The 19,947-nt window shown below is 41.7% G+C and carries 20 protein-coding genes; all 20 read right to left on the bottom strand.

Annotated features, from left to right (window positions below; all coding sequences use genetic code 11):
- Positions 1-29: 29 nt before the first annotated feature.
- The 20 genes from galU to hag all read right to left on the bottom strand — a co-directional run bounded on the left by galU (position 30) and on the right by hag (position 19,889).
- A complete protein-coding gene (galU, locus tag BLQ44_RS12220; RefSeq protein WP_093194189.1) occupies positions 30-911 on the bottom strand; it encodes a UTP--glucose-1-phosphate uridylyltransferase GalU in 882 nt (293 codons plus the stop codon).
- A 134-nt stretch (positions 912-1,045) separates the two neighbouring features.
- Positions 1,046-2,150 (bottom strand): peptide chain release factor 2 gene (gene prfB, locus BLQ44_RS12215; RefSeq protein ID WP_143004717.1). Its coding sequence is split into 2 segments (ribosomal slippage): positions 1,046-2,077 and positions 2,079-2,150, totalling 1,104 coding nucleotides; the frame shifts between segments, so codons are not numbered across the junction.
- 56 nt (positions 2,151-2,206) lie between these two features.
- The gene (gene secA / locus BLQ44_RS12210) at positions 2,207-4,720 is read right to left on the bottom strand and encodes a preprotein translocase subunit SecA (protein ID WP_093194187.1); all 2,514 of its coding nucleotides are present in this window, start codon (positions 4,718-4,720) and stop codon (positions 2,207-2,209) included.
- Between the two features lie 82 nt (positions 4,721-4,802).
- Positions 4,803-4,946 carry a hypothetical protein gene (locus BLQ44_RS16580; protein WP_176757512.1) on the bottom strand — a complete coding sequence of 48 codons (144 nt, stop codon included), beginning with the start codon at positions 4,944-4,946 and terminating at the stop codon, positions 4,803-4,805.
- 211 nt (positions 4,947-5,157) lie between these two features.
- Positions 5,158-5,709, bottom strand: coding sequence for a ribosome hibernation-promoting factor, HPF/YfiA family (gene hpf / locus BLQ44_RS12205; RefSeq protein ID WP_093194186.1), 552 nt, complete (start codon positions 5,707-5,709; stop codon positions 5,158-5,160).
- A 240-nt stretch (positions 5,710-5,949) separates the two neighbouring features.
- Complete coding sequence (locus tag BLQ44_RS12200; RefSeq protein WP_093194185.1) at positions 5,950-6,885, bottom strand: DUF2920 family protein; 936 nt, start codon at positions 6,883-6,885, stop codon at positions 5,950-5,952.
- Positions 6,886-6,976: 91 nt separating this feature from the next.
- Positions 6,977-7,756: a 3'(2'),5'-bisphosphate nucleotidase CysQ gene (gene cysQ / locus BLQ44_RS12195; protein WP_093194184.1), complete on the bottom strand. Its 780-nt coding sequence runs from the start codon at positions 7,754-7,756 to the stop codon at positions 6,977-6,979.
- Between the two features lie 99 nt (positions 7,757-7,855).
- Positions 7,856-8,206 (bottom strand): hypothetical protein, encoded by a 351-nt coding sequence (locus BLQ44_RS12190; RefSeq protein WP_093194183.1) that lies wholly within the window; start codon positions 8,204-8,206, stop codon positions 7,856-7,858.
- Entirely contained in the window at positions 8,206-8,595 is a 390-nt protein-coding gene (fliS, locus tag BLQ44_RS12185) for a flagellar export chaperone FliS (RefSeq protein ID WP_093194182.1), read from the bottom strand. The genes BLQ44_RS12190 and fliS overlap by 1 nt, the downstream gene beginning before the upstream one ends.
- Positions 8,596-8,607: 12 nt before the next feature.
- The gene (locus BLQ44_RS12180; RefSeq protein ID WP_093194181.1) at positions 8,608-10,131 is read right to left on the bottom strand and encodes a flagellar hook-associated protein 2; all 1,524 of its coding nucleotides are present in this window, start codon (positions 10,129-10,131) and stop codon (positions 8,608-8,610) included.
- 12 nt (positions 10,132-10,143) lie between these two features.
- Complete coding sequence (gene flaG, locus BLQ44_RS12175) at positions 10,144-10,497, bottom strand: flagellar protein FlaG (protein ID WP_245688166.1); 354 nt, start codon at positions 10,495-10,497, stop codon at positions 10,144-10,146.
- 146 nt (positions 10,498-10,643) lie between these two features.
- Positions 10,644-11,693: a pseudaminic acid synthase gene (pseI, locus tag BLQ44_RS12170; RefSeq protein ID WP_218119008.1), complete on the bottom strand. Its 1,050-nt coding sequence runs from the start codon at positions 11,691-11,693 to the stop codon at positions 10,644-10,646.
- The gene (locus tag BLQ44_RS12165; RefSeq protein WP_093194179.1) at positions 11,693-12,544 is read right to left on the bottom strand and encodes a methionyl-tRNA formyltransferase; all 852 of its coding nucleotides are present in this window, start codon (positions 12,542-12,544) and stop codon (positions 11,693-11,695) included. Before BLQ44_RS12165 ends, pseI begins: the two co-directional genes overlap by 1 nt.
- Positions 12,545-12,546: 2 nt before the next feature.
- On the bottom strand, positions 12,547-13,539 hold the full coding sequence (locus BLQ44_RS12160; protein ID WP_093194178.1) for a PseG/SpsG family protein: 993 nt from the start codon (positions 13,537-13,539) through the stop codon (positions 12,547-12,549).
- On the bottom strand, positions 13,536-14,282 hold the full coding sequence (locus BLQ44_RS12155; RefSeq protein ID WP_093194177.1) for a cytidylyltransferase domain-containing protein: 747 nt from the start codon (positions 14,280-14,282) through the stop codon (positions 13,536-13,538). The genes BLQ44_RS12160 and BLQ44_RS12155 overlap by 4 nt, the downstream gene beginning before the upstream one ends.
- A complete protein-coding gene (gene pseC, locus BLQ44_RS12150; protein ID WP_245688165.1) occupies positions 14,279-15,454 on the bottom strand; it encodes a UDP-4-amino-4,6-dideoxy-N-acetyl-beta-L-altrosamine transaminase in 1,176 nt (391 codons plus the stop codon). The genes BLQ44_RS12155 and pseC overlap by 4 nt, the downstream gene beginning before the upstream one ends.
- Positions 15,447-16,415, bottom strand: coding sequence for a UDP-N-acetylglucosamine 4,6-dehydratase (inverting) (gene pseB / locus BLQ44_RS12145; protein ID WP_093194175.1), 969 nt, complete (start codon positions 16,413-16,415; stop codon positions 15,447-15,449). The genes pseC and pseB overlap by 8 nt, the downstream gene beginning before the upstream one ends.
- Positions 16,416-16,473: 58 nt before the next feature.
- The gene (locus BLQ44_RS12140) at positions 16,474-18,318 is read right to left on the bottom strand and encodes a motility associated factor glycosyltransferase family protein (RefSeq protein WP_093194174.1); all 1,845 of its coding nucleotides are present in this window, start codon (positions 18,316-18,318) and stop codon (positions 16,474-16,476) included.
- Positions 18,308-18,910, bottom strand: coding sequence for a hypothetical protein (locus tag BLQ44_RS12135; protein ID WP_093194173.1), 603 nt, complete (start codon positions 18,908-18,910; stop codon positions 18,308-18,310). Before BLQ44_RS12135 ends, BLQ44_RS12140 begins: the two co-directional genes overlap by 11 nt.
- Positions 18,911-19,055: 145 nt before the next feature.
- Entirely contained in the window at positions 19,056-19,889 is an 834-nt protein-coding gene (gene hag / locus BLQ44_RS12130) for a flagellin Hag (protein ID WP_093194172.1), read from the bottom strand.
- Between the last annotated feature and the right edge of the window lie 58 nt (positions 19,890-19,947).

Genomic DNA, 19,947 nt, shown 5'->3' with positions numbered 1-19,947 from the left:
CTGCTTGTAAACGACAGCAATATAACGCACTACTTCGTTAAAGAAGAGTCTTTCTTCACGATATCCTTCATCATTTTCAGAACTTCCTCACGCATGTCTTCACGCTCGAGAGCCAAAGCGATTGTCGTTTCGATAAAACCAAGCTGGTCTCCTACATCATAACGTTCTCCTTCAAACTCGTAACCATATACAGGCTCAGAACGATTCAAACGCTCGATAGCGTCTGTAAGCTGAACTTCTCCCCCGCGACCGGTTTCCTGGTTCTCGAGCAGATTCATGATGGCAGGTGTAAAAATGTAACGACCGATAATAGCAAGATTTGAAGGCGCTTCTTCGACCGGTGGCTTTTCAACGAAATGTTCGACTTCATAGCGACGCCCTTCGTGGGATTTCGGCGCAATGATTCCATACCGGTCCGTATGATTTTCAGGTACCTGCTTCACACCTATGATGGAAGCGTTCGTCTCTTCAAACTGATTCATCATCTGCTTCAGACATGGTTCATCGGAACGAACGATATCGTCACCCAGCAAAACAGCAAAAGGCTCATCCCCGATGAACTTCCGGGCACACCAAACGGCATGGCCAAGACCCATAGGCTCCTTTTGACGAATATAGTGAATATCAACTTTCGCCGACTGCTTCACTTTCTCGAGCTGGTCGAGCTTTCCTTTTTTATAAAGGTTATCTTCAAGTTCAAAAGCATGGTCGAAATGATCCTCGATGGCACGTTTACCTTTACCGGTAACGATGATGATGTCTTCGATGCCCGACTCGATCGCTTCTTCAACGATGTACTGGATGGTCGGTGTGTCTACAATCGGAAGCATTTCCTTCGGCATCGCCTTCGTTGCCGGGAGGAACCTTGTGCCGAGGCCCGCTGCCGGAATGATCGCTTTTTTCACTTGCATGGACTTCACCCCTTTTGATTTATTTCTATCCTTTATACCCTCCAGAAGAAAAATTATCCTTCTCTTTCGTTAAAAAGTATTATGTAGAAAAAGAGCACCTGGTGAGGCGCTCTTAAAACTGGAGGAGTCAGCTATTATCCGTCTACGAGAGATCGAAGATATGCATTGATGAACATGTTGAGCTGACCGTCCATCACTCCCTGGGTGTTCCCGCTTTCCACATTGGTACGGTGATCTTTCACCATATTGTATGGATGGAACACGTAGGAGCGGATCTGACTGCCCCAGCCGATTTCTTTCTGTTCGCCGCGGATCTCATCAAGTTCCTGCTGCTGTCGTTCGATCTCCTGCTGGTACAGCTTCGACTTCAGCATTTTCATCGCCTGCTCCCGGTTCTTGATCTGCGACCGTTCGTTCTGACAGGTCACAATCGTGTTCGTCGGCAGGTGCGTAATACGTACGGCAGAATCCGTCGTATTGACGTGCTGACCGCCGGCCCCGCTCGCCCGGTACGTATCGACTTTCAAGTCCTCATTCTTCACTTCAATATCGATTTCTTCATTGAATTCAGGCATGACATCACACGATGCGAACGACGTGTGACGACGTCCGGAAGAGTCGAATGGAGAAATACGCACAAGACGGTGCACTCCTTTTTCCGCTTTCAGATAGCCGTAAGCGTTGTGCCCTTTGATCAAGAGCGATACACTCTTCACTCCGGCCTCATCTCCTGGCAGATAGTCAAGCGTTTCAACAGTGAACCCGCGGCTTTCTGCCCAGCGCTTATACATACGGAGAAGCATACTCGTCCAGTCCTGGGACTCCGTTCCTCCAGCTCCCGGGTGGAGTTCAAGAATGGCATTGTTTTTATCATAAGGTTCGCTGAGAAGGATATCGAGTTCGAACTGATCGAGGTCTTTATGCAATTGCTGCACGTCCTCCTCGAGATCGGTACGAAGCTCTTCGTCGTCCTCTTCTTTCACGAGCTCATAAGAGACTTCAAGATTCTCAAGCGTTTCTTCGTGCCCTTCAAGAGCGTGCACTAAACCTTTCAGGCCGTTCACTTCCTGGATGACCGATTGGGCTCGCTCCTGATCATCCCAGAAGCCCGGCTCCGTCATCTCTTCTTCAAGTTCAGCAATGCGGGTCTTTCGCTGATCGACGTCAAAGAGACCCCCTGAAGTTTTTTAGTTGCTGGCTTGCCTGATCCAGCTTGTGTTTGATTTCTGACATTTCCATGATTCCAACACTCCTCTTGCAAAAGGTTGTCCCCCGCCCGAAGCGGGAGACGTTTATCAACTGCCGTGACAGTTTTTATATTTCTTGCCGCTGCCGCACGGGCATGGATCGTTACGTCCAACCGTGTCTTTCTTCACGTACGGCTGCGGTTTCTTCTTCTCTTTGGACTCTTCTCCGCCGGATACTGCTGTCGCTCCTTGAGCCACTTCCTGACGTTGAAGGTTGTTGCGGATTTCTGCTTTCATGACGTAGCGGGACGATTCTTCATCGATGGCCTGCACCATTTCTTCAAACATCCGGAACCCTTCCATCTGGTATTCCTGAAGCGGGTCATTTTGTCCGTAAGCACGCAGGTGGATTCCCTGACGAAGCTGGTCCATCTGGTCGATGTGGTCCATCCATTTCTGGTCGACTGTACGAAGAAGGATGACTTTTTCGAATTCGCGCATCTGCTCTTCCGTGAGTTCTTCTTCCTTCTCATTGTACCGTTCGCGGATTTTCGTCATGATCAGTTCTTCCATCTCTTCAGGCTCTTTTCCTTTCAGATCCGCTTCCGTCACGTCGCCTTCCTTCACAAGGTTGGACTGAACGTATTTCACGATCGAATCGAGCTCCCAATTCTCATCGACTTCATCAGCCGTATGAGCCTGGACCGTGCGGGAAACGGTACGCTCAATCATCTGCTCGACAATCTCACGCAAGTTATCGGATGTAAGGACTTCAAAACGCTGTTTGTAAATAACTTCACGCTGCTGACGAAGAACATCGTCGAAAGAAAGGATGGTCTTACGTGCGTCGAAGTTGTTACCCTCTACGCGTTTCTGCGCAGATTCGACGGCACGGGAAATCATCTTACTTTCGATCGGCTGCGAGTCATCCATACCGAGACGTTCCATCATGCTGCGGACATTATCGGATGCGAAACGACGCATCAGTTCATCGTCCGTAGACAAATAGAAGCGGGACATCCCTGGGTCTCCCTGACGTCCGGAACGACCACGAAGCTGGTTATCGATACGGCGGGATTCGTGACGCTCGGTACCTATGACAGCTAGTCCACCACGATCGACGACACCTTCGCCGAGTTTGATGTCGGTACCACGACCGGCCATGTTCGTCGCAATCGTCACCGCACCTTTCTGTCCGGCATTCTCGATGATTTCCGCCTCACTAAAGTGGTTCTTCGCGTTCAGAACGTTGTGCGGTACGTTCGCTTTTTTCAAGTAACGCGAGATGATTTCACTGGTCTCGACTGCCACTGTACCAACGAGCACCGGCTGACCTTCGTTGTAACGTTCCTTAATTTCTTCAACGACCGCACGGAACTTCCCGTCCGTCGTTTTATAAACGAGATCCGGATGGTCTTCACGGACAATCGGCTTGTTCGTCGGAATCTGGACGACGTGCATGTTGTAGATGCTCAGAAATTCTTCCGCTTCCGTCTTCGCCGTACCGGTCATCCCGGAAATCTTCTCGTACATGCGGAAGAAGTTCTGGAAGGTGATAGACGCAAGAGTCATGCTCTCGTTCTGGATCGGCAATCCTTCCTTCGCTTCGATCGCCTGATGCAACCCGTCACTGTAACGGCGTCCCTGCATGAGACGTCCAGTGAACTGGTCGACGATGATGACTTCGCCTTCCTGGACGACGTAATCCGCATCGCGGTGCATCGTCTGGTGTGCCTTCAGCCCCTGATTGATGTGGTGAATGAGAGACACGTTTCCTAGGTCAAACAGGTTATCGATCTTGAAGTAACGCTCTGCTTTGTTGATCCCTTCTTCGGTGAGCTGAACGTTTTTTGTCTTCTCGTCATACGTAAAATCTTCTTCGATCGCAAGCAGACGCACGAACGCATTCGCCGCATTGTACATATCTGCGGACTTCTTCGCCGTACCGGAAATGATAAGCGGCGTACGCGCTTCATCGATCAGAATCGAGTCGACTTCATCAATGATCGCGAAATGAAGCGGACGCTGTACCATCTGTTCCTTATACAACACCATGTTGTCACGGAGATAGTCGAAGCCGAATTCGTTGTTCGTTCCGTACATGATGTCGGCGTTGTAAGCTTCACGTTTCTCGTCCTTCGACAGACCATTGGTATTGAGCCCTGTCGTCAGCCCTAGAAAGCTGTACAGCTCACCCATCTCCACCGAGTCACGACTAGCAAGGTAATCGTTGACCGTGACGATGTGGACGCCTTTGCCGGTAAGGGCGTTCAAATAAGCAGGCATCGTGGACGCGAGCGTTTTCCCTTCCCCGGTCTTCATCTCGGCGATGTTCCCTTCGTGCATGGAAATCGCACCCATCAACTGTACCTGGAACGGACGCATCCCGAGAACACGCTTCGCTCCTTCACGCACGACACTATAAGCCTCGACGAGCATATCGTCGAGACTTTCGCCGTTCTGATATCTCTGTTTGAATTCCTCCGTCTTCTGACGCAGTTCGTCATCAGATAGCTTCTCCATATCAGGCTCCAGCGCTTCGATTTCGTCAACCGTCTTCTGCAGACGTTTGAGCTCACGCTGGTTGCCATCTCCAAACATTTTTTTCAATGCTCCAAGCATGTGTAACGCTCCTCTGTATCATATCGATTTCGTTTATATCCAATCTTAATGATAACACTAGCGTAACAGGCGTGACAACTAATCACCGCGTGCCCGGCATCCTTTCTTTCTGTTCGAGCAGATTCTTCATGTTTCCATTCATCATCGCCACCATTTCGATCAGCTGTACCACCGTTTCTTCCTGCTGGCGGATTCTCGCTTCCAGACGCTCACAGTCCATACACATATGTATCACTCCCTTATCTTTTCTACAGTTATAGCACGCCTTTAGAAAAGAAACAAAAGAGGAAGAAGGAATTTTCTGTTGATAATTGTATGTAGAAATGAAGAAACAGAGGTGGGTTTTTGTATTTTCATGTAGAGATAGAAGGAAGAATTTCGATTTTTCATTATAAAAAAAGAAAGACCCTGAATCATCAGGGCCTCTCACTTCTTTATCAGGTCTCGATCAAGCCGTATCGGCCGTCGCGACGTTTATAAACAATATTCGTTTCATCCGTTTCTGCATTCGTGAATACGTAGAAACTGTGTCCTAGCATGTCCATTTGAAGAGCTGCCTCCTCAGACACCATCGGTTTCAAATCGAAACGCTTCGTACGGACGATTCTCACATCTTCGTCATCTTCATCAAGACGTTCCTGCGCTTCTTTCTCCATCTCAGCAAATACGTATTTCGGAGCACCTTCCTGGCGAGCCTTTCGGTTCACTTTCGTTTTATGTTTACGAATTTGTCGTTCTAATTTATCTACAACAAGATCGACCGCAGCGTAGAGATCGCTGTTGTGTTCCTCTGCACGAAGCAGTAGGTTTTTCATAGGTATTGTAACCTCAATCGTCTGCTCACTGTTGTAGACACTCAAGTTTACGTGGACCTCAGAAGATGGAGGAGTGTCAAAGTAACGCTCAAGCTTCGTCACCTTTTTCTCCACATAGTTTTTGATTGAATCTGTCACTTCTAGGTTTTCACCACGAATATTAAATTGGAACATATAGAAGTGTCCTCCTTTCATCCTTGTATACCTTACATTCTACCATACCCCTAGCGATTCCTGCATAAACTAGAGGGAATTTTCAGAAAAAATGTAGATTTCCGCCGCAAACGCCGTTATATCAATGTTTCAAATTTAAGGGGTTTAAAATTCACAGATTATACATAAATGTTTTTTCAAAGTTTCCTCAAGTAATAAAAGATAAACCTTTGAATTTCCCTAACTGAATTTTTACTTTATTCAATAACGTTTGAATACAGGAAGAACGTTATCATAAACTATTTTATATCTATGATCTGGAGTTTTTATGCTCCTTGTCTGTAATTTTTTCTTTTTATGTACCATTCTGAAATTATGTTTCTTCCAAACATGGTCGAACAACTTCAAGAAGTCTGCTTCCAATCCATGACCTGAAGAGAATATCATTTCTTCATCTACATCAGTCTGGGTTATCTCATGTAAAAAACAACGTTTCATAGGTAAACATAACTTTCTTTTATTTGTCAAAGAAATCAATTGGTCCTGTTCACCATGAAATGAATGGATAACCGCATTATTCTGGAAATTTCGATATAAAAATAGCAGGTTATTAATAGAAGTATCTGTTAAAAAGGTTTTAGCAATATATTCAAAAACTTGAACTTTACCATTATTTTTTAGGAGCCTATTTGATTTTAAATACACAGGAAATACCCAAGCAGAGTTGTCAATAATTAAGTCGATATATTGAGGCGCAAAATAGTTACATAAATATGATAAATACGAACCATGTGAATGACCATAAATTATAATTTTATTTTTATCATATAAATAACCATTGCTTTTGATTATTTCCTCTATAATTATCAGAGATGTTAAGTTATCTAGCGCTTGCATTATACCCATGTCGTTAAAGTTGGTTAGAGACTCTGATAAAGGTTCTTCCTGCATAAACTCAAACCCAAAATAATCACATTGAACTGTGACTAAATTATACTCATCAGCAAACTTTTTTCTCATCTTCTTATAAACGTTTGAATTAGCATGACCTCCAAAACCAGCTATAAATAACAGTATTCCGGTATTTGAGTTCACCCCACCCTCCGGTTCAGAAAAATAAACTTTAAATTTCCTCGGAGAGTAATTATTATAAATATTCGGGTGCCCATCAACTTCTAAATCATAACTTTTCGCCATCTAATCACTCTTTCCAAAAAAACAGCACATTAATAAATATCACATTTATTAATGTGCTTTAATTTAAATATCGGTAATTAGGTGCTAAAGTTTACACCCTATTCGCTATAAAAGATGGGTTTTTCAACGATTCTTTGTTATAAGTTAAATCTTTGTCCGTGTTCGCTACATGAACGAAACCTCCAGCGATTTCTACTATTGCCTGACCAGCTGCTGTATCCCATTCCATCGTTGGTTTGTAACGCGGATAAAAATCAGCCACACCCTCAGCAATCAGGCAAAGCTTCAGGGAGCTTCCTGAAGAAATCGTATCAACGGTGGAATAGCTCTCTTTCAGTTCGTTTACGAATGCGTCTTCTTCATCCGATTGATGGGAGCGACTGACGATAACGGTCGCCGTCTCCCCGTTCGCTTCGATTGCCGGTAAACGAATAGCCTCCAAACCGTCTTCGTAGCTGTCGAGGACGCTTGTAAACTTGTAGGCACCTTTCGCAGCATCAGCTACATACAGATCTTGAAGAGCTGGTGCATACACGACACCGAACACCGGTTTCTCATCGCGAATCAATGCGATATTCACCGTGAACTCTCCGTTACGCTTCACGAACTCTTTCGTGCCGTCGAGCGGATCTACGAGCCAGTACTCGTCCCAGTCCTGACGTTTCGAGTAGGAAACATCAGATCCTTCTTCGCTCAAAATTGGAATGGACGGGTCATAGTCCTCAAGATGTTTCACAATAATTTCATGTGCTTTTTCATCCGCCTTTGTGATCGGCGAGTGGTCTTCTTTTTCTTCTACATCAAAGTCCGTTTCATAGACATTCATAATCTCTTGTCCTGCGTGTAACGCAGCCTGAATTACTTCTTTCATACCCCAAAACCTCCAATTCTACTGTCTTACATAACCGTGTACCCTAATTAAGAAAAGTAGAAACGCCTGTATAACGTAAAACAGCACCTATCATCAGACTCATTTTTTCGAGTCGACGTAGGTGCCGTCCATCGTTGCTACACTCGCATATGGATTCGTGTAGCCTTGTTTGCCTTTTTTCTGTTTTTTGTTATTCCTCATCTCCGCTTTCAACTCATTGAAAAGAAACTCAAGGCGGCGCTGCATGGCTAGATCTTTCTCTCTCACTTCGTTAAGAACAGCTTTTTCTTCATCTGTTTCCGGTGAAGACAGTGTTCGTAAAAGCTCCCCGCGCTCCTCTAGAAGCTCTTCCATCTTTTCAATCATGGTGCCACGATTATGAGATGTTACTTTTTGATTGATTTCTTTTTCAAGTGAACGGTTCACTTCCAAAAGACGTTGCCAACCCATCAGACTCCATCTCCGGCAGCGTGCTGAGCTTTACGGGATTCTTTCAGTACTTCTTTCCACGTGTCGCGGAATTCCGTCGCAAGCCCCTGGACTTCTTCCAGAATTTTACCATCATTCTGAATATTCGCTTCCATCAGACGACGGTTCATATAGTCATAGAGAGGGAGCAGTTCATTAGATACTTTAAATTCTGTATTCACTGTAACCATTAGCTCGCGGACAATAGCTTGGGCTTTTTGGATATTCGTATTTTTCGCTTCGATTTCTTTATTTTCCACCGCTTTACGAGCTGCTTTGATGAATTTTATGCAGCCGTTGTAAAGCATCAGTGTCAGTTCGCCTGGGGATGCAGTTTCCACTGAATTATTCTGATAGGCTTTAATTGACATCGTAGTTCCTCCTTACATTCCTCCGAGGTTTTGCGAGAGATAAGCGGACTGCTGGTTCATTTTACTAATAGCTTTCTCCATAGCACCAAATTCTCGCCAGTAGCGGTCCTCTATTTCCGTTAGACGAGCTTGAAAATCATCCATTTCCTGGTTTATATCTTCAATCTCACGACCAAGCATAAAGTTGTTACTAATACTCGTAGGTTTCCCGGCCTTCTCTTCAATCTGGGAAGTGGCTCTTGAAATCGTTTCATCCAACTTACGCACGATCCCTTTTTCACCTTCCACATCAGACCCGGACAACAGTTGTTTCACCGCAAGTGGATCTTCTGTCAGTGCCTGACGCAGTTTCTCTTCATCCACCTCGAGTTTTCCACCGTCAAGGTAGTTAGAAGTTGTTGAAATACCAATTTCAGAGGCTTGGGAGTACTGACCACCATTGTTAACCGGCTCATACCAGTTTTGGCGCATAGAGGACATAGCATTCGTCAAAACAGTATCACTGCGAAGCATACCGCTTTTTGCCTTCTCTTCCCAAAGCTCAATCTCCCGCTCTTCCATATCACCTTTTTGTGCTTCTGTCAGCGGCTGATAGTCACGATAACGCTTCTCTTGCGTCTTCTCATTTAAGTGATCCACAATTCCATTATATTTCTCTACAAATTCCATCACTTTATCGAACGCTTCATCTGGATTGTTCGTTACGTTCACCCTTGCCGGACTACCTACATTTGTCCCGTGGAACTGGAAGTTAAGACCGTTCAATTCATATTCATTTTCATGAGAAGTTATCGGCATCGCACCGTTGTAGGTGAATTTCGAGTCCTGGCCGGCAGAAGAAGAATCTGCCATAGAGAGGTCCAAGTTGTCCGTAAGAAAAGCCGTATTCGTTCCACCGAATTCGATCTCTGAACCCCCATTGTCAGTATTGAAATCCCCCGTTCTGGTACGCTCCATCATGACCTGACCGGAACTTTTATCATAAAACGCGCGTATCCCTAAGTCAGAGTCATTTATGTCTCCGAGTATGTCATTTAACGTATCATCGGCATTGACCGTAAACTCTCTCGATGGTTTCGCTCCATTTTCATCGTAGGTTGTCAGGGAGAAGGTCCCTTCATTAAGATCTGCTCCAAAAGCCTCACTCAATTTCAAAGAACCATCGATATTTCCAGTTGCATCTGCACCTGTAATAGCTGTACCGGAAGTAACGAACCCGGCTTTTGCCAGCCTCTCCACTTCAATATTATAATTCCCTTCTCCGGCTGACGGCGTTCCTGTCGCCGTCACAGCACCAGGATTCGTGGAGGAAGTATCTTTAGATGTATAGGTACGCTCAAGGTTCATATCGAGCATCATATTCTCAAGTTCAGAAAACTTCGTGTTCACTTCACGATACGCATCACGTTGATATGTTTTCCACTCCCGATCTTGTTCCATTCTCTCAAGAGGCTTTTTCTCAACTTTCATAAGATCACTGACGATCTTGTCAATGTCCATCCCCGTTGCGAGACCACCTATTCTCATATCACTCATGCTATCACCTTCTTATATTTTCTGATCAACCAAAAACCCGAGCTGTTCTGCCATCATCGCATACATATCTAGCATTTTCTCCGACGGAATCTCTTTGATTACTTCTTCTGTATTAGAATCTATCACTTTGACATAGTACTCTTCCAATTTTTCGTGCATTTCGAACTTCAGAGATGTGTGTACCGGCTTCAAAAATTCGTTCATTCCTTCTACAGCATCTCTTACATTTTCCGGGGAAACCTCCTGTCCGACTTCGATCGTTCGTGCTTCGTCCTCCGGTTTCTTCTGCACAGCTTTTGTGTTAGCACCTGTTTGTTGTTGGCTTTGCAGAAGTTGTGATTGGGTAAGCATTTGTTCAATCTTCACCGTCAACAACTCCTCTTTACATTCACTTTGTTATTATATCGGTGACAGAAATGCATTTTAAATAGGATTCAATAAAAAAGCAGAGTCACCACGACTCTACTTTATATAAAAGAATAATTAATTCTAAAAATATAAACTTCCCCCTTCTAATGAACATATTTCCAATCAAGAGGAGTTCCTTTGTCAATATCCATAGAAGCTTTTTTCTCGAGAACTTCTTCGAGATATTTGGGGGCCATCCCATTTCCTGGACGTATGGAACGAACATTATCTCTTGTAAAAGATTCGCCGGCTTTCACATCTTTTACAATAAATAGAGAACGTGCGAATTTTCGACTATTTTTCTTTTTCTCTGTCTGTTTGTAATCGATAGTCCCAATTGCTTTTTCAGCATTTCTCACCGCCTCCACCATTGCCTTGAATTCCTCTTTATTCAAAGAAAAATTAGCATCCGGTCCTCCGATGGATTTATCCAATATAAAATGCTTTTCGATGATTCGCGCTCCCATAGCCACAGAAACAGCAGGAACAACGGTACCTCTCGTATGATCTGATAACCCAACCTCCACCTGAAATGTTTCTTTCAAGTTTGGAATCGTTGCTAAATTGGCATCTTCGATGTTTGCTGGGTAGGCAGATGTACATTTTAATAAGGCAACCTGTTCATTCCCTACACGTTTACAAGCTTCTACTGCTTCTTCTATTTCTCCTATCGTAGCGATTCCCGTTGAAATGATAACTGGCTTACCTTTGGAAGCGACATATTCAATGAGGGGAATATCCGTAATTTCGAACGAAGCTATTTTATAAGCTGGCACGTTTAATTCTTCAAGGAAATCAACAGCGGTTGGATCAAACGGACTGGAAAAACAGGTAAGACCTTGCTTTTGAGCGTACTCCATCAATTCCCCTTGCCATTCCCAAGGGGTATGAGCTTCTTCATATAGGTTATGTAATGTCCTTCCATCCCAAATGGTCCCATTATCGATTTGAAAATACTCATTATCGCAATCAATTGTAATGGTATCAGCTGTATAGGTCTGCAGCTTAATGGCATCCGCTCCTGCTTCTTTAGCTGCTTTAATTGTTTTTTTCGCTATCTGAATATCATGGCCATGATTCGCCGACAGTTCTGCTATAATAAAGGCAGGATTTCCTTCTCCAATGTTTTTACCACCTATTGACAACATCGCTATCACCCTTTCCTTATTTCATAAGAAATTATCTTTAAACAGCTATCTTTACAATGAACATAATATGTATCACCAGTAGTATAGACAATACCAATAGACGGAGAATCGGATGATATACTATTAATGACTTCTAGTTCGTGAATAATGATTTTCCTACCATCATTCAGGAAATAATAAGCACCTGGATAAGGATTTGCTTGTGCTCGTACAAAATTACGCACGTCTTCTCCTGATTTATAAAAATCAATGTACCCCATATCAGGAGTACGTTTCCCATAAAAGCTTGCCCTCGTCTCATCTTGAACGAGTAATGGCTCACGATTCTCCAGTTTTTTGAGACTTCGTAGTAACAAACGAGGGTATAACTTTTCGTACTTTTGCAACAGTAAGTACCCTGTATCTTCTTTATCTATAGGTACTTCCCATTGCTCAATAACATCTCCGGTATCAACGGTTTCTTCCAAAAGATGAGATGTAATCCCTGCTTTGGATTGGCCGTGGATGATACTCCATACATGCGGAGTGCGCCCTCTATAAGCAGGCAATAGAGACCCATGTATGTTGAAGGCATATATAGGGATATCAAAGATATTTTTCGGAATGATATATCTATAATTCACACTCACCAGATACTCAGGGGCAATGGGAAGAAGTTTATCTATTACCCCCTGTTCGTTCTTTCGCATGTCCTCGTACGAATAAGGAATACCATTTTTCTCAGCAAACGTATCTACGCTATCCACTTCTTTTTCTTTGTGTGTAAAAATATAAGTGATGGTATAACCATGTTCCTTCAACATATTCAAACAATCTTGACCTAACTTACCAAATCCACAAAAAATAAGAGACGTCATACTCACACCTCTTTCTCTCCATTAATCAATTTTTCGACGATTCGTTTGCTTCCCTTGCCATCAATTAAATGGGAATATGTTTGAATTAATGAATTACGTATCTTCGGACTAAGATATTCTTCTAAAGCTTCTTCTACGTAGCCTACATGCGATTCATTTTTAACATAAAGAGTTTGGATTTCATATGTCCGCAATCCCTCTACATTGTTTTCTTGATTTTGCACAGTCTGAATTGGAATAAATGGAGTAAGGGAAACCATCAACTCATAAATCGTTTGTCCAGCAGCTGTAATCGCAACATCCACTTTCTTCATAACACCTCTCATTGCTTCAGCATCTAAGTTTTTATAAATATGTAAACGAGAAGTGGTTTTGGCTTCAATTTTACTTTTATCAGAAAAAGCATCGGTGATTAAAACATGCAACCTAATGTTCGGAAAAGAGGCCTTCAACCTGTCTATCAAAGGAAGTGTCATGCCCATTGGGTCTGTTCCACCCATAGTAACCAGGATATCCTTCACTTGCCTCAATACTTCTCTTTGATTCCCTGGCTTCTGAAAAGCCGGACGAACAATGACATAGGACGGCCCATACAAGTACGTAACCCCTGCCTTCCTTGGGTAAGAAAGATTGCCTATGTGTAGGGAGGGGTTGACGACAATACCTTTCGGATAAGACAAACGTGAATTGTCGTCAATATACACACAGCGTTTTGCTTGGTTTGACAGAATTTCGTATAGAGAAATATCTGCCAGATATGAATCAATGATGCATACGTCCTCATCAGTAACTGTTTGCTCCAAAAACTCCTCGTTGTACCAGGATTGTTGACGATAATTTACACCTTTTAACATCGATATATCTTGAAAAGTCCCAGAGACGATCATTTCTGTTTTGACACCGACCTCTTTGAGAGATTCATAAAGAGAAATACAGCGAGATAAATGGCCAAAGCCTATTCCTTCCCCAGCTTCTGTGAAAATATATGCTTTCATTCCTCTTGACCCTTTACTTTCTTTTGTTCTACGTGGGCGTTAAGATCTTTCAGCTGTGGCTTTTCTTGAAATAAAGACCTAATATCTTCGAGATAGAAATCGTGTTCACCATGGTACAAGTGATTGTAAATCTCTTGTATAAGTCTCCAATCATCCTCTGTATCCAAGGTCAAACGGAGCGATGAATCATCTCTCTTTTGTTTGTAGTAGGAAATAGACTTGAGGTTCTCATATAAATACGGTGTCACGTGTTCCCGATGGTAGGCTTTTTCTCCATGGCTATTCGCCTCTTCCAACGCTTCAAAAGAAAATACTTCGACATCCATACCTCTTGGAAATGTACGTTCAGAAAGATTAGAGCCTGCATTCGAGACGAGATGAGCATCCCTTGCATGAAACTCATCAATCATGTAATCAATAATATGAGGATCAATAACCGGGCAATCAGAAGTGATACGGATAACCACGTCACTCTGGTGCTTCTTAGCCGCCTGATAATACCGGGATAGCACATCTTCCTCACTGCCACGAATGTAAGGAACTCCTATGCGTTCCACTTCTTCTACCAATCCATCATCCTGCGGAAGGTCTGTCGTTGCTACAACCACTTCATCAACATTTACAACTTGTTGCACTCGTTCTATTACATGGAAAAGTACTGTTTTCCCTTTTAAATCTTTCAGCACCTTTCCTGGTAGCCGGGTCGAACCTGTTCTGGCTTGTATAATAGCTACGACCTTCATCTACCATCCCTCATTTCCAATCCAAGAACATCAAACACAGCATTAATAACATCTTTGACGTCTTCGTCTGACATTTTGGGGAACAGGGGAAGGGTAATAATTTCTTCATACAACTGCTCAGCTACAGGAAACATTCCTTTCTCCCAACCAAGTTGTTGATAATAAGGCTGAAGGTGCACAGGGATATAATGAACATTCACCCCTATATTACGTTTCTTCAATTGTTCAAAGATTTCTTTCCGGGATAAAGAAACTATCTCCTGATTGAAACGAAGCACGTACAAATGCCAACTGGAATGTGAATTTTCTGCTTGGTAAGGCGTCTGCAAACCTTCCACACCTTCAAACGCTTCCTTATATTGCTTTACAATTTCCCTTCGTCGTCCAATGAACGCATCCAACTTTTTAAGTTGGCTACTGCCAAGGGCTGCCTGAATATCGGTCATACGATAGTTATATCCGAGCTCCTGCATTTCATAGTACCAATCCCCTTGAGAGTTATTTTCTAAGTCATTCTTGTCTCTTGTAATCCCATGAGATCGGAAGTGAAGCAATTTTTTATAATAGGTAGGGTTATCCGTGGTAATGACTCCCCCCTCACCTGTGGTAACATGCTTCACAGGATGAAAACTAAACATGGTCATATCACTTAACGATCCGACTTTTTCATTTTTGTAAGTAGCTCCAATCGCATGAGCCGCATCTTCAATAATAATCAGGTTATAATCTTCGGCTATAGTACGAATGGTTTCTATGTCTATAGGTTGGCCAGTGAAATCTACCGGAATAATAGCTTTTGTGTCCTTCGTAATCTTTTTTCTTACTTCTATCGGGTCAATGTTATAAGTTTGAGGATTAATATCTGCGAAAACAGGAGTTCCCCCCTGATACAATACGCAATTAGAACTTGCAACAAAAGTCATAGGAGAAGTTATCACTTCATCGCCTTCGTAAATATCAGCTGCAAAACAGGCAGCATGCAAAGCAGCCGTTCCATTAGAGAAAGCCACTGCATATTCAGCATCTACATAAGAAGCGACATCTTCTTCAAATTGTTTCACGGCAGGTCCCGTGGTTATGTAATCACTTCGCAACACGTCGATAACTGCTTGGATATCATCTTCTTCTAACCACTGTTGACCGTACGGCAAAAATGTATCGCGATTAACCACGTACAAGATCCCTCAATTCATCTACAGTCAGCCATTCGTCATTAGTATCACTGACATAGCTGAATCCATCTTCTAACATTTTCCCGCCATTAGAATGTTCTTGGGTCCACCAAGGGAATTCGGGTTGAATTACGTAATAATCATCGTATTCTAGAGTACGACGTGCATCATCTTCAGTGATCATAGCTTCATGTAGTTTCTCCCCAGGACGAATGCCTACATATTCAATCTCACATTCCGGTGCAATGGCTTCTGCTAAGTCGGTAACGGTCATGCTAGGAATCTTAGGCACAAAGATTTCTCCACCCTTCATACGCTCCAGGTTATCCATGACAAACTGAACTCCCTGGTCAAGTGTTATCCAGAAACGAGTCATACGTTCATCAGTAATCGGCAAGCGTCCCGTTTCTTTCATACGCTTAAAGAAGGGTACAACACTTCCTCGACTTCCAACGACATTCCCATAACGAACCACCGAAAAACGAGTAGGTTTATCTCCTACGTAGGAATTCGCAGCAACGAACACTTTATCAGAGGCCAGTTTTGTAGCTCCATACAAGTTAATAGGACTTGCCGCTTTGTCTGTGCTCAATGCAATCACTCGCTTGACGCCTCGATCAATAGCGGCTTCAACAATATTCTGTGCCCCGTTAATATTTGTTTTCACCGCTTCGAATGGATTGTACTCGCACGCTCCTACATGTTTTAGTGCAGCTGCGTGAATTACAATATCAACACCATCGAATGCACGATACAAACGATCTTTATCACGCACATCCCCTAAGAAAAAGCGTAGGCGACTGTCTGTGAATTCTTGTTGCATTTCATATTGCTTTAATTCATCACGGCTAAATACAATAATTTTTTTCACATTTTCTTTCAATGCTTTACTGACAAAATTTCTTCCGAACGATCCGGTTCCCCCTGTTATCAGGATAGTCTTTTCTTTTATATACTTCATATTATAAATGCCTCACTTCAACACATCATTTGTATTAATTATTCTCTTGATGAATAATCTATTTCTTCATAATAAAATTATAGGTTTCCAAAAAATGTTTATAAGTCACTTCATAATCTTTAATACATAAGTTCAAAAATTCACTATAATGCTTAGTTGTCAACTCGGCCTTTTTAAATATATCTTGTTCAAACTTAAACTCATTATTGTGACTTACTAACAAATCATATTTAACTCTATTCATCGGTAATAAGTAAACTCTATAGAATTCGTTGCTAGTCATATCTTTGAAAGCTTTATCAAGCTCTCCAAATAGTTTTTGAACTTTGTGATCACTAGTTTCTTCACTTAGTTTTTTTAACTTATAGGAAATACTATTAAAAAATTCAGGCAGTATTTCACCACCAGACTTCATCACTTCCAATTGACTTTTAACATACTTATTTTCATAAGAAGTAGCTTCAAAGGAAGCAAGATTAACTGATTCTAGTCTGGTAGACATTATATCATTAAACAATGACTCAATTGGCAAGAACGTTGCCCCTTCTATATGTATTCCTTTTTTGGTAGTGTTCACGAAATTCACACTAGGAAACTTTTTAATATATCCTTCAATTTGTGTTTTTGTATTAATAAATCCTCTTGTGGTCTTCACTTTTGCTCCTTCAACATCAACACTCTCAATTAATCCTTCCAACTCCTCTTCATTTAATTCAGAAGAAGTATGTTCATATTTAATGCTTTCGGAGTATTTTTTCTTATCAGGGTACGATAGGTTCTGTCCCGCAAAAAGGATATGCTGAAAACCAAGTTTTGCTAACGCACTAATAGTTAATGCTGCAATAGAAGGAGCATCATGTACAACATCGGGATTTTCACCATTTTTCAGACGTAGAAGCTTTTCACTACTTGTGTCTTGACTCGTAATCATATGTAACTTAGGACCACGATACATATTTACTACATCAGGGTGGATACTCGTTCCGAAAATCAAGGGAATCTCCAGGTCATAATTATTTTCCACTACATTCCGAAAGACTTTTGGGTTGTTTTTCCAAGGATCATAACTAAACACTCCATCGGGTATAATCCCATTATTAATTAACCCGTTTATTCCAGATCCTACTGCAAAAACATAAGCCCTGCCCTCTTCTTTAATCTTTTTAATATAGTCAATATCATAATCTACAGAAGGGCCTGCAGCTACTGTTAACGCTACTTTATCTTTAAAAAAATCTTTTGGAATATCATGAAGAATATTTGGAGTTTCCACTGTCTCTTTGAAGTTAATTAGACTATTTAAGACCCAATACTTCTGAAAAGACAAAGTGGTCTTCAAAGTAGAACGGCTATTCGCAACTCCCTCTCGAAACCATTGTAAAAATAACTTATACTTTTCTAAGAACACCCTTGGATAACTGGGGTGAACGAATAAGTACGTTTGTTCTTTAAAATTGTTATAATGATTATTAATAAACGAAAGAGGTTGTGATTCCTCAAACTCGACGAACAGATTTCTAATACTTTGATTATTTAAGAATTCCAAATCTTTTGAGACAGAGAGTTGGTAAAACATATCCACAGAGGGCTCATATACAGTTACTTTTTTATCTGGAAAAAGATCCAACACCCTTTCTATGTGATCCCCCATCCCCATACCATAGAAAAAAATATGAGAATAAGAAGCTAAATGATCTTTGTGTTGTTCTACAAGTTTTTCAGCTTCCCTTTTAGGATTATAGCGGCTATGTAAGTATTCTCCATTTAAAGAAGCAGTAAGTCCTTGTTTTTTTGCTTCTTCCACTTTTATTTGAGGTTCATAACCCTCTTCTTCCATTTTTTTGTATTCATTTCTTATATGAGGAAATGTTTTTTTTAAATATAGAACGTTATTAGTTCGCATTTAAAGAAGTCCCTTCTTCATCGAGTAAATCATCTAGAAATCCCGAGATTGTTTCAAGAACTGGTACAACTTCATAAGAAATGATATCAGAAAGTAATATTGAATCATGTTCCTCCAGAGGTTCTTGTAATAATTTCACTCGTTCTGTAAGTTCTAGAGATGTTTTGTACAAGTTTTCCTCTAATTCTGTATGTACACTTAGTTGGTTTAATGTTCTGATTGCTTGGACAATCCAATTGATTCCATCAAGCAATACTGGAACCTGATCCCACCCTTCTTGTTTGTCAGCATAAAGATTTCCCGTTAACTTTTCTACCTCGGGTAGTGCCCCATGTATATATTCATTCATTGTTTGAAGGGTATCTTCTTTTAATTCCTTTTCTGATAGCATATGTGCTTTAATTTCATTAATAGAATGAATATGATCTTCTATATATAGATCAATATCATCGTGAATAGAGTGCCCATCAATCTCAGCGTGAGTTAGATACATATGGTTGTTTTCTTTTTCTTCTATCATTTTTATTACTTTCTTACCGTTCTCTTTAGTATTTTCAAGTTCATGTGTTTCTTTATTTAATATAAAAAGCATAGGACAGCCTCCTAAGGTTTCCTTTATATTTTATATCGACTTTCATTTTACTATATTTATGCATAGGAACAAGGTTTTTAATAAGTCGACCACTCATATATTCCATAAAAAAGGACCCCGAAAATCGAGGTCAGTAAGTAAATAATTATTGTAGAAGTTGAAGAACGCCCTGTGGTCTTTGGTTGGCTTGAGCCAGCATCGATTGGGATGCCTGAGATAAAATAGACGACTTTGTCTGTTGCATCATTTCTGCCGCCATATCAACATCTCTAATACGGGATTCAGCTGCAGTTAAATTTTCTGATGATGTGCCAAGATTATTAATTGTATGTTCAAGTCTATTTTGAGTGGCACCTAAATTAGCTCTTTGAGCAGAAACCGTTTCAATTGCAGTGTTGATAGTAGAAATTGCATCATCAGCACCTGATTGACTACCAATATCTACCCCAGAAACGCCGATTCCATTAGTTGTATCAGAAGCCATAGAACCAATGTTAAGTTCTATATTCTGTCCACTATTTGCACCTATATGGAAAGTAGCACCATTTCCAGCTCCACTAAAGCTTCCGTCTAACAATTTCTTTTCGTTAAATTCAGTATTCTCAGCTATACGGTCTATTTCTTCAACGAGTTCATCGACTTCTTTTTGGAGTTCTCCGCGATCTGTATCAGTATTGGTATCGTTTGCTGACTGCACAGAAAGTTCACGCATACGTTGAAGAATCGAGTGTGTTTCATTAAGAGCCCCTTCAGCTGTCTGAATCATAGAAATGCCATCTTGAGCATTCTTTTGTGCCATATCCAACCCACGAATTTGTCCGCGCATTTTCTCTGATATGGCAAGACCTGCTGCGTCATCTCCAGCCTTATTAATGCGTAGTCCCGAAGAAAGTTTCTCCATGGAGTCTTGTTGCGCCTGGTTAGCCTGTCCCATTTGACGATGCGTGTTTAGCGCCGCTATGTTGTGATTAATTCTCATTTCAGTAATTCCTCCTTGAATTTTCGTTCCACGTCCTTGTGGAATGCTTTAGAGTAAA

The sequence above is a fragment of the Salimicrobium halophilum genome (genome assembly GCF_900100295.1).
GTDB lineage: Bacteria > Bacillota > Bacilli > Bacillales > Halobacillaceae > Salimicrobium > Salimicrobium halophilum.
Note: the sequence above shows the minus strand (reverse complement) of the source record. Positions and strands in the feature narration are given on the sequence as shown.

Excerpts from the sequence above, each read along its gene's own strand:
- BLQ44_RS12160 (WP_093194178.1), bottom strand. The coding sequence starts at position 13,539 with ATGAAAGCATATATTTTCACAGAAGCTGGGGAAGGAATAGGCTTTGGC.
- BLQ44_RS16580 (WP_176757512.1), bottom strand. The coding sequence starts at position 4,946 with ATGTGTATGGACTGTGAGCGTCTGGAAGCGAGAATCCGCCAGCAGGAA.
- BLQ44_RS12155 (WP_093194177.1), bottom strand. The coding sequence starts at position 14,282 with ATGAAGGTCGTAGCTATTATACAAGCCAGAACAGGTTCGACCCGGCTA.
- BLQ44_RS12200 (WP_093194185.1), bottom strand. The coding sequence starts at position 6,885 with ATGGCGAAAAGTTATGATTTAGAAGTTGATGGGCACCCGAATATTTAT.
- galU (WP_093194189.1), bottom strand. The coding sequence starts at position 911 with ATGCAAGTGAAAAAAGCGATCATTCCGGCAGCGGGCCTCGGCACAAGG.
- BLQ44_RS12190 (WP_093194183.1), bottom strand. The coding sequence starts at position 8,206 with ATGGGTTGGCAACGTCTTTTGGAAGTGAACCGTTCACTTGAAAAAGAA.
- secA (WP_093194187.1), bottom strand. The coding sequence starts at position 4,720 with ATGCTTGGAGCATTGAAAAAAATGTTTGGAGATGGCAACCAGCGTGAG.
- BLQ44_RS12140 (WP_093194174.1), bottom strand. The coding sequence starts at position 18,318 with ATGCGAACTAATAACGTTCTATATTTAAAAAAAACATTTCCTCATATA.
- BLQ44_RS12180 (WP_093194181.1), bottom strand. The coding sequence starts at position 10,131 with ATGAGTGATATGAGAATAGGTGGTCTCGCAACGGGGATGGACATTGAC.
- hag (WP_093194172.1), bottom strand. The coding sequence starts at position 19,889 with ATGAGAATTAATCACAACATAGCGGCGCTAAACACGCATCGTCAAATG.
- hpf (WP_093194186.1), bottom strand. The coding sequence starts at position 5,709 with ATGTTCCAATTTAATATTCGTGGTGAAAACCTAGAAGTGACAGATTCA.
- fliS (WP_093194182.1), bottom strand. The coding sequence starts at position 8,595 with ATGTCAATTAAAGCCTATCAGAATAATTCAGTGGAAACTGCATCCCCA.
- BLQ44_RS12135 (WP_093194173.1), bottom strand. The coding sequence starts at position 18,910 with ATGCTTTTTATATTAAATAAAGAAACACATGAACTTGAAAATACTAAA.
- cysQ (WP_093194184.1), bottom strand. The coding sequence starts at position 7,756 with ATGAAAGAAGTAATTCAGGCTGCGTTACACGCAGGACAAGAGATTATG.
- pseB (WP_093194175.1), bottom strand. The coding sequence starts at position 16,415 with ATGAAGTATATAAAAGAAAAGACTATCCTGATAACAGGGGGAACCGGA.
- BLQ44_RS12165 (WP_093194179.1), bottom strand. The coding sequence starts at position 12,544 with ATGACGTCTCTTATTTTTTGTGGATTTGGTAAGTTAGGTCAAGATTGT.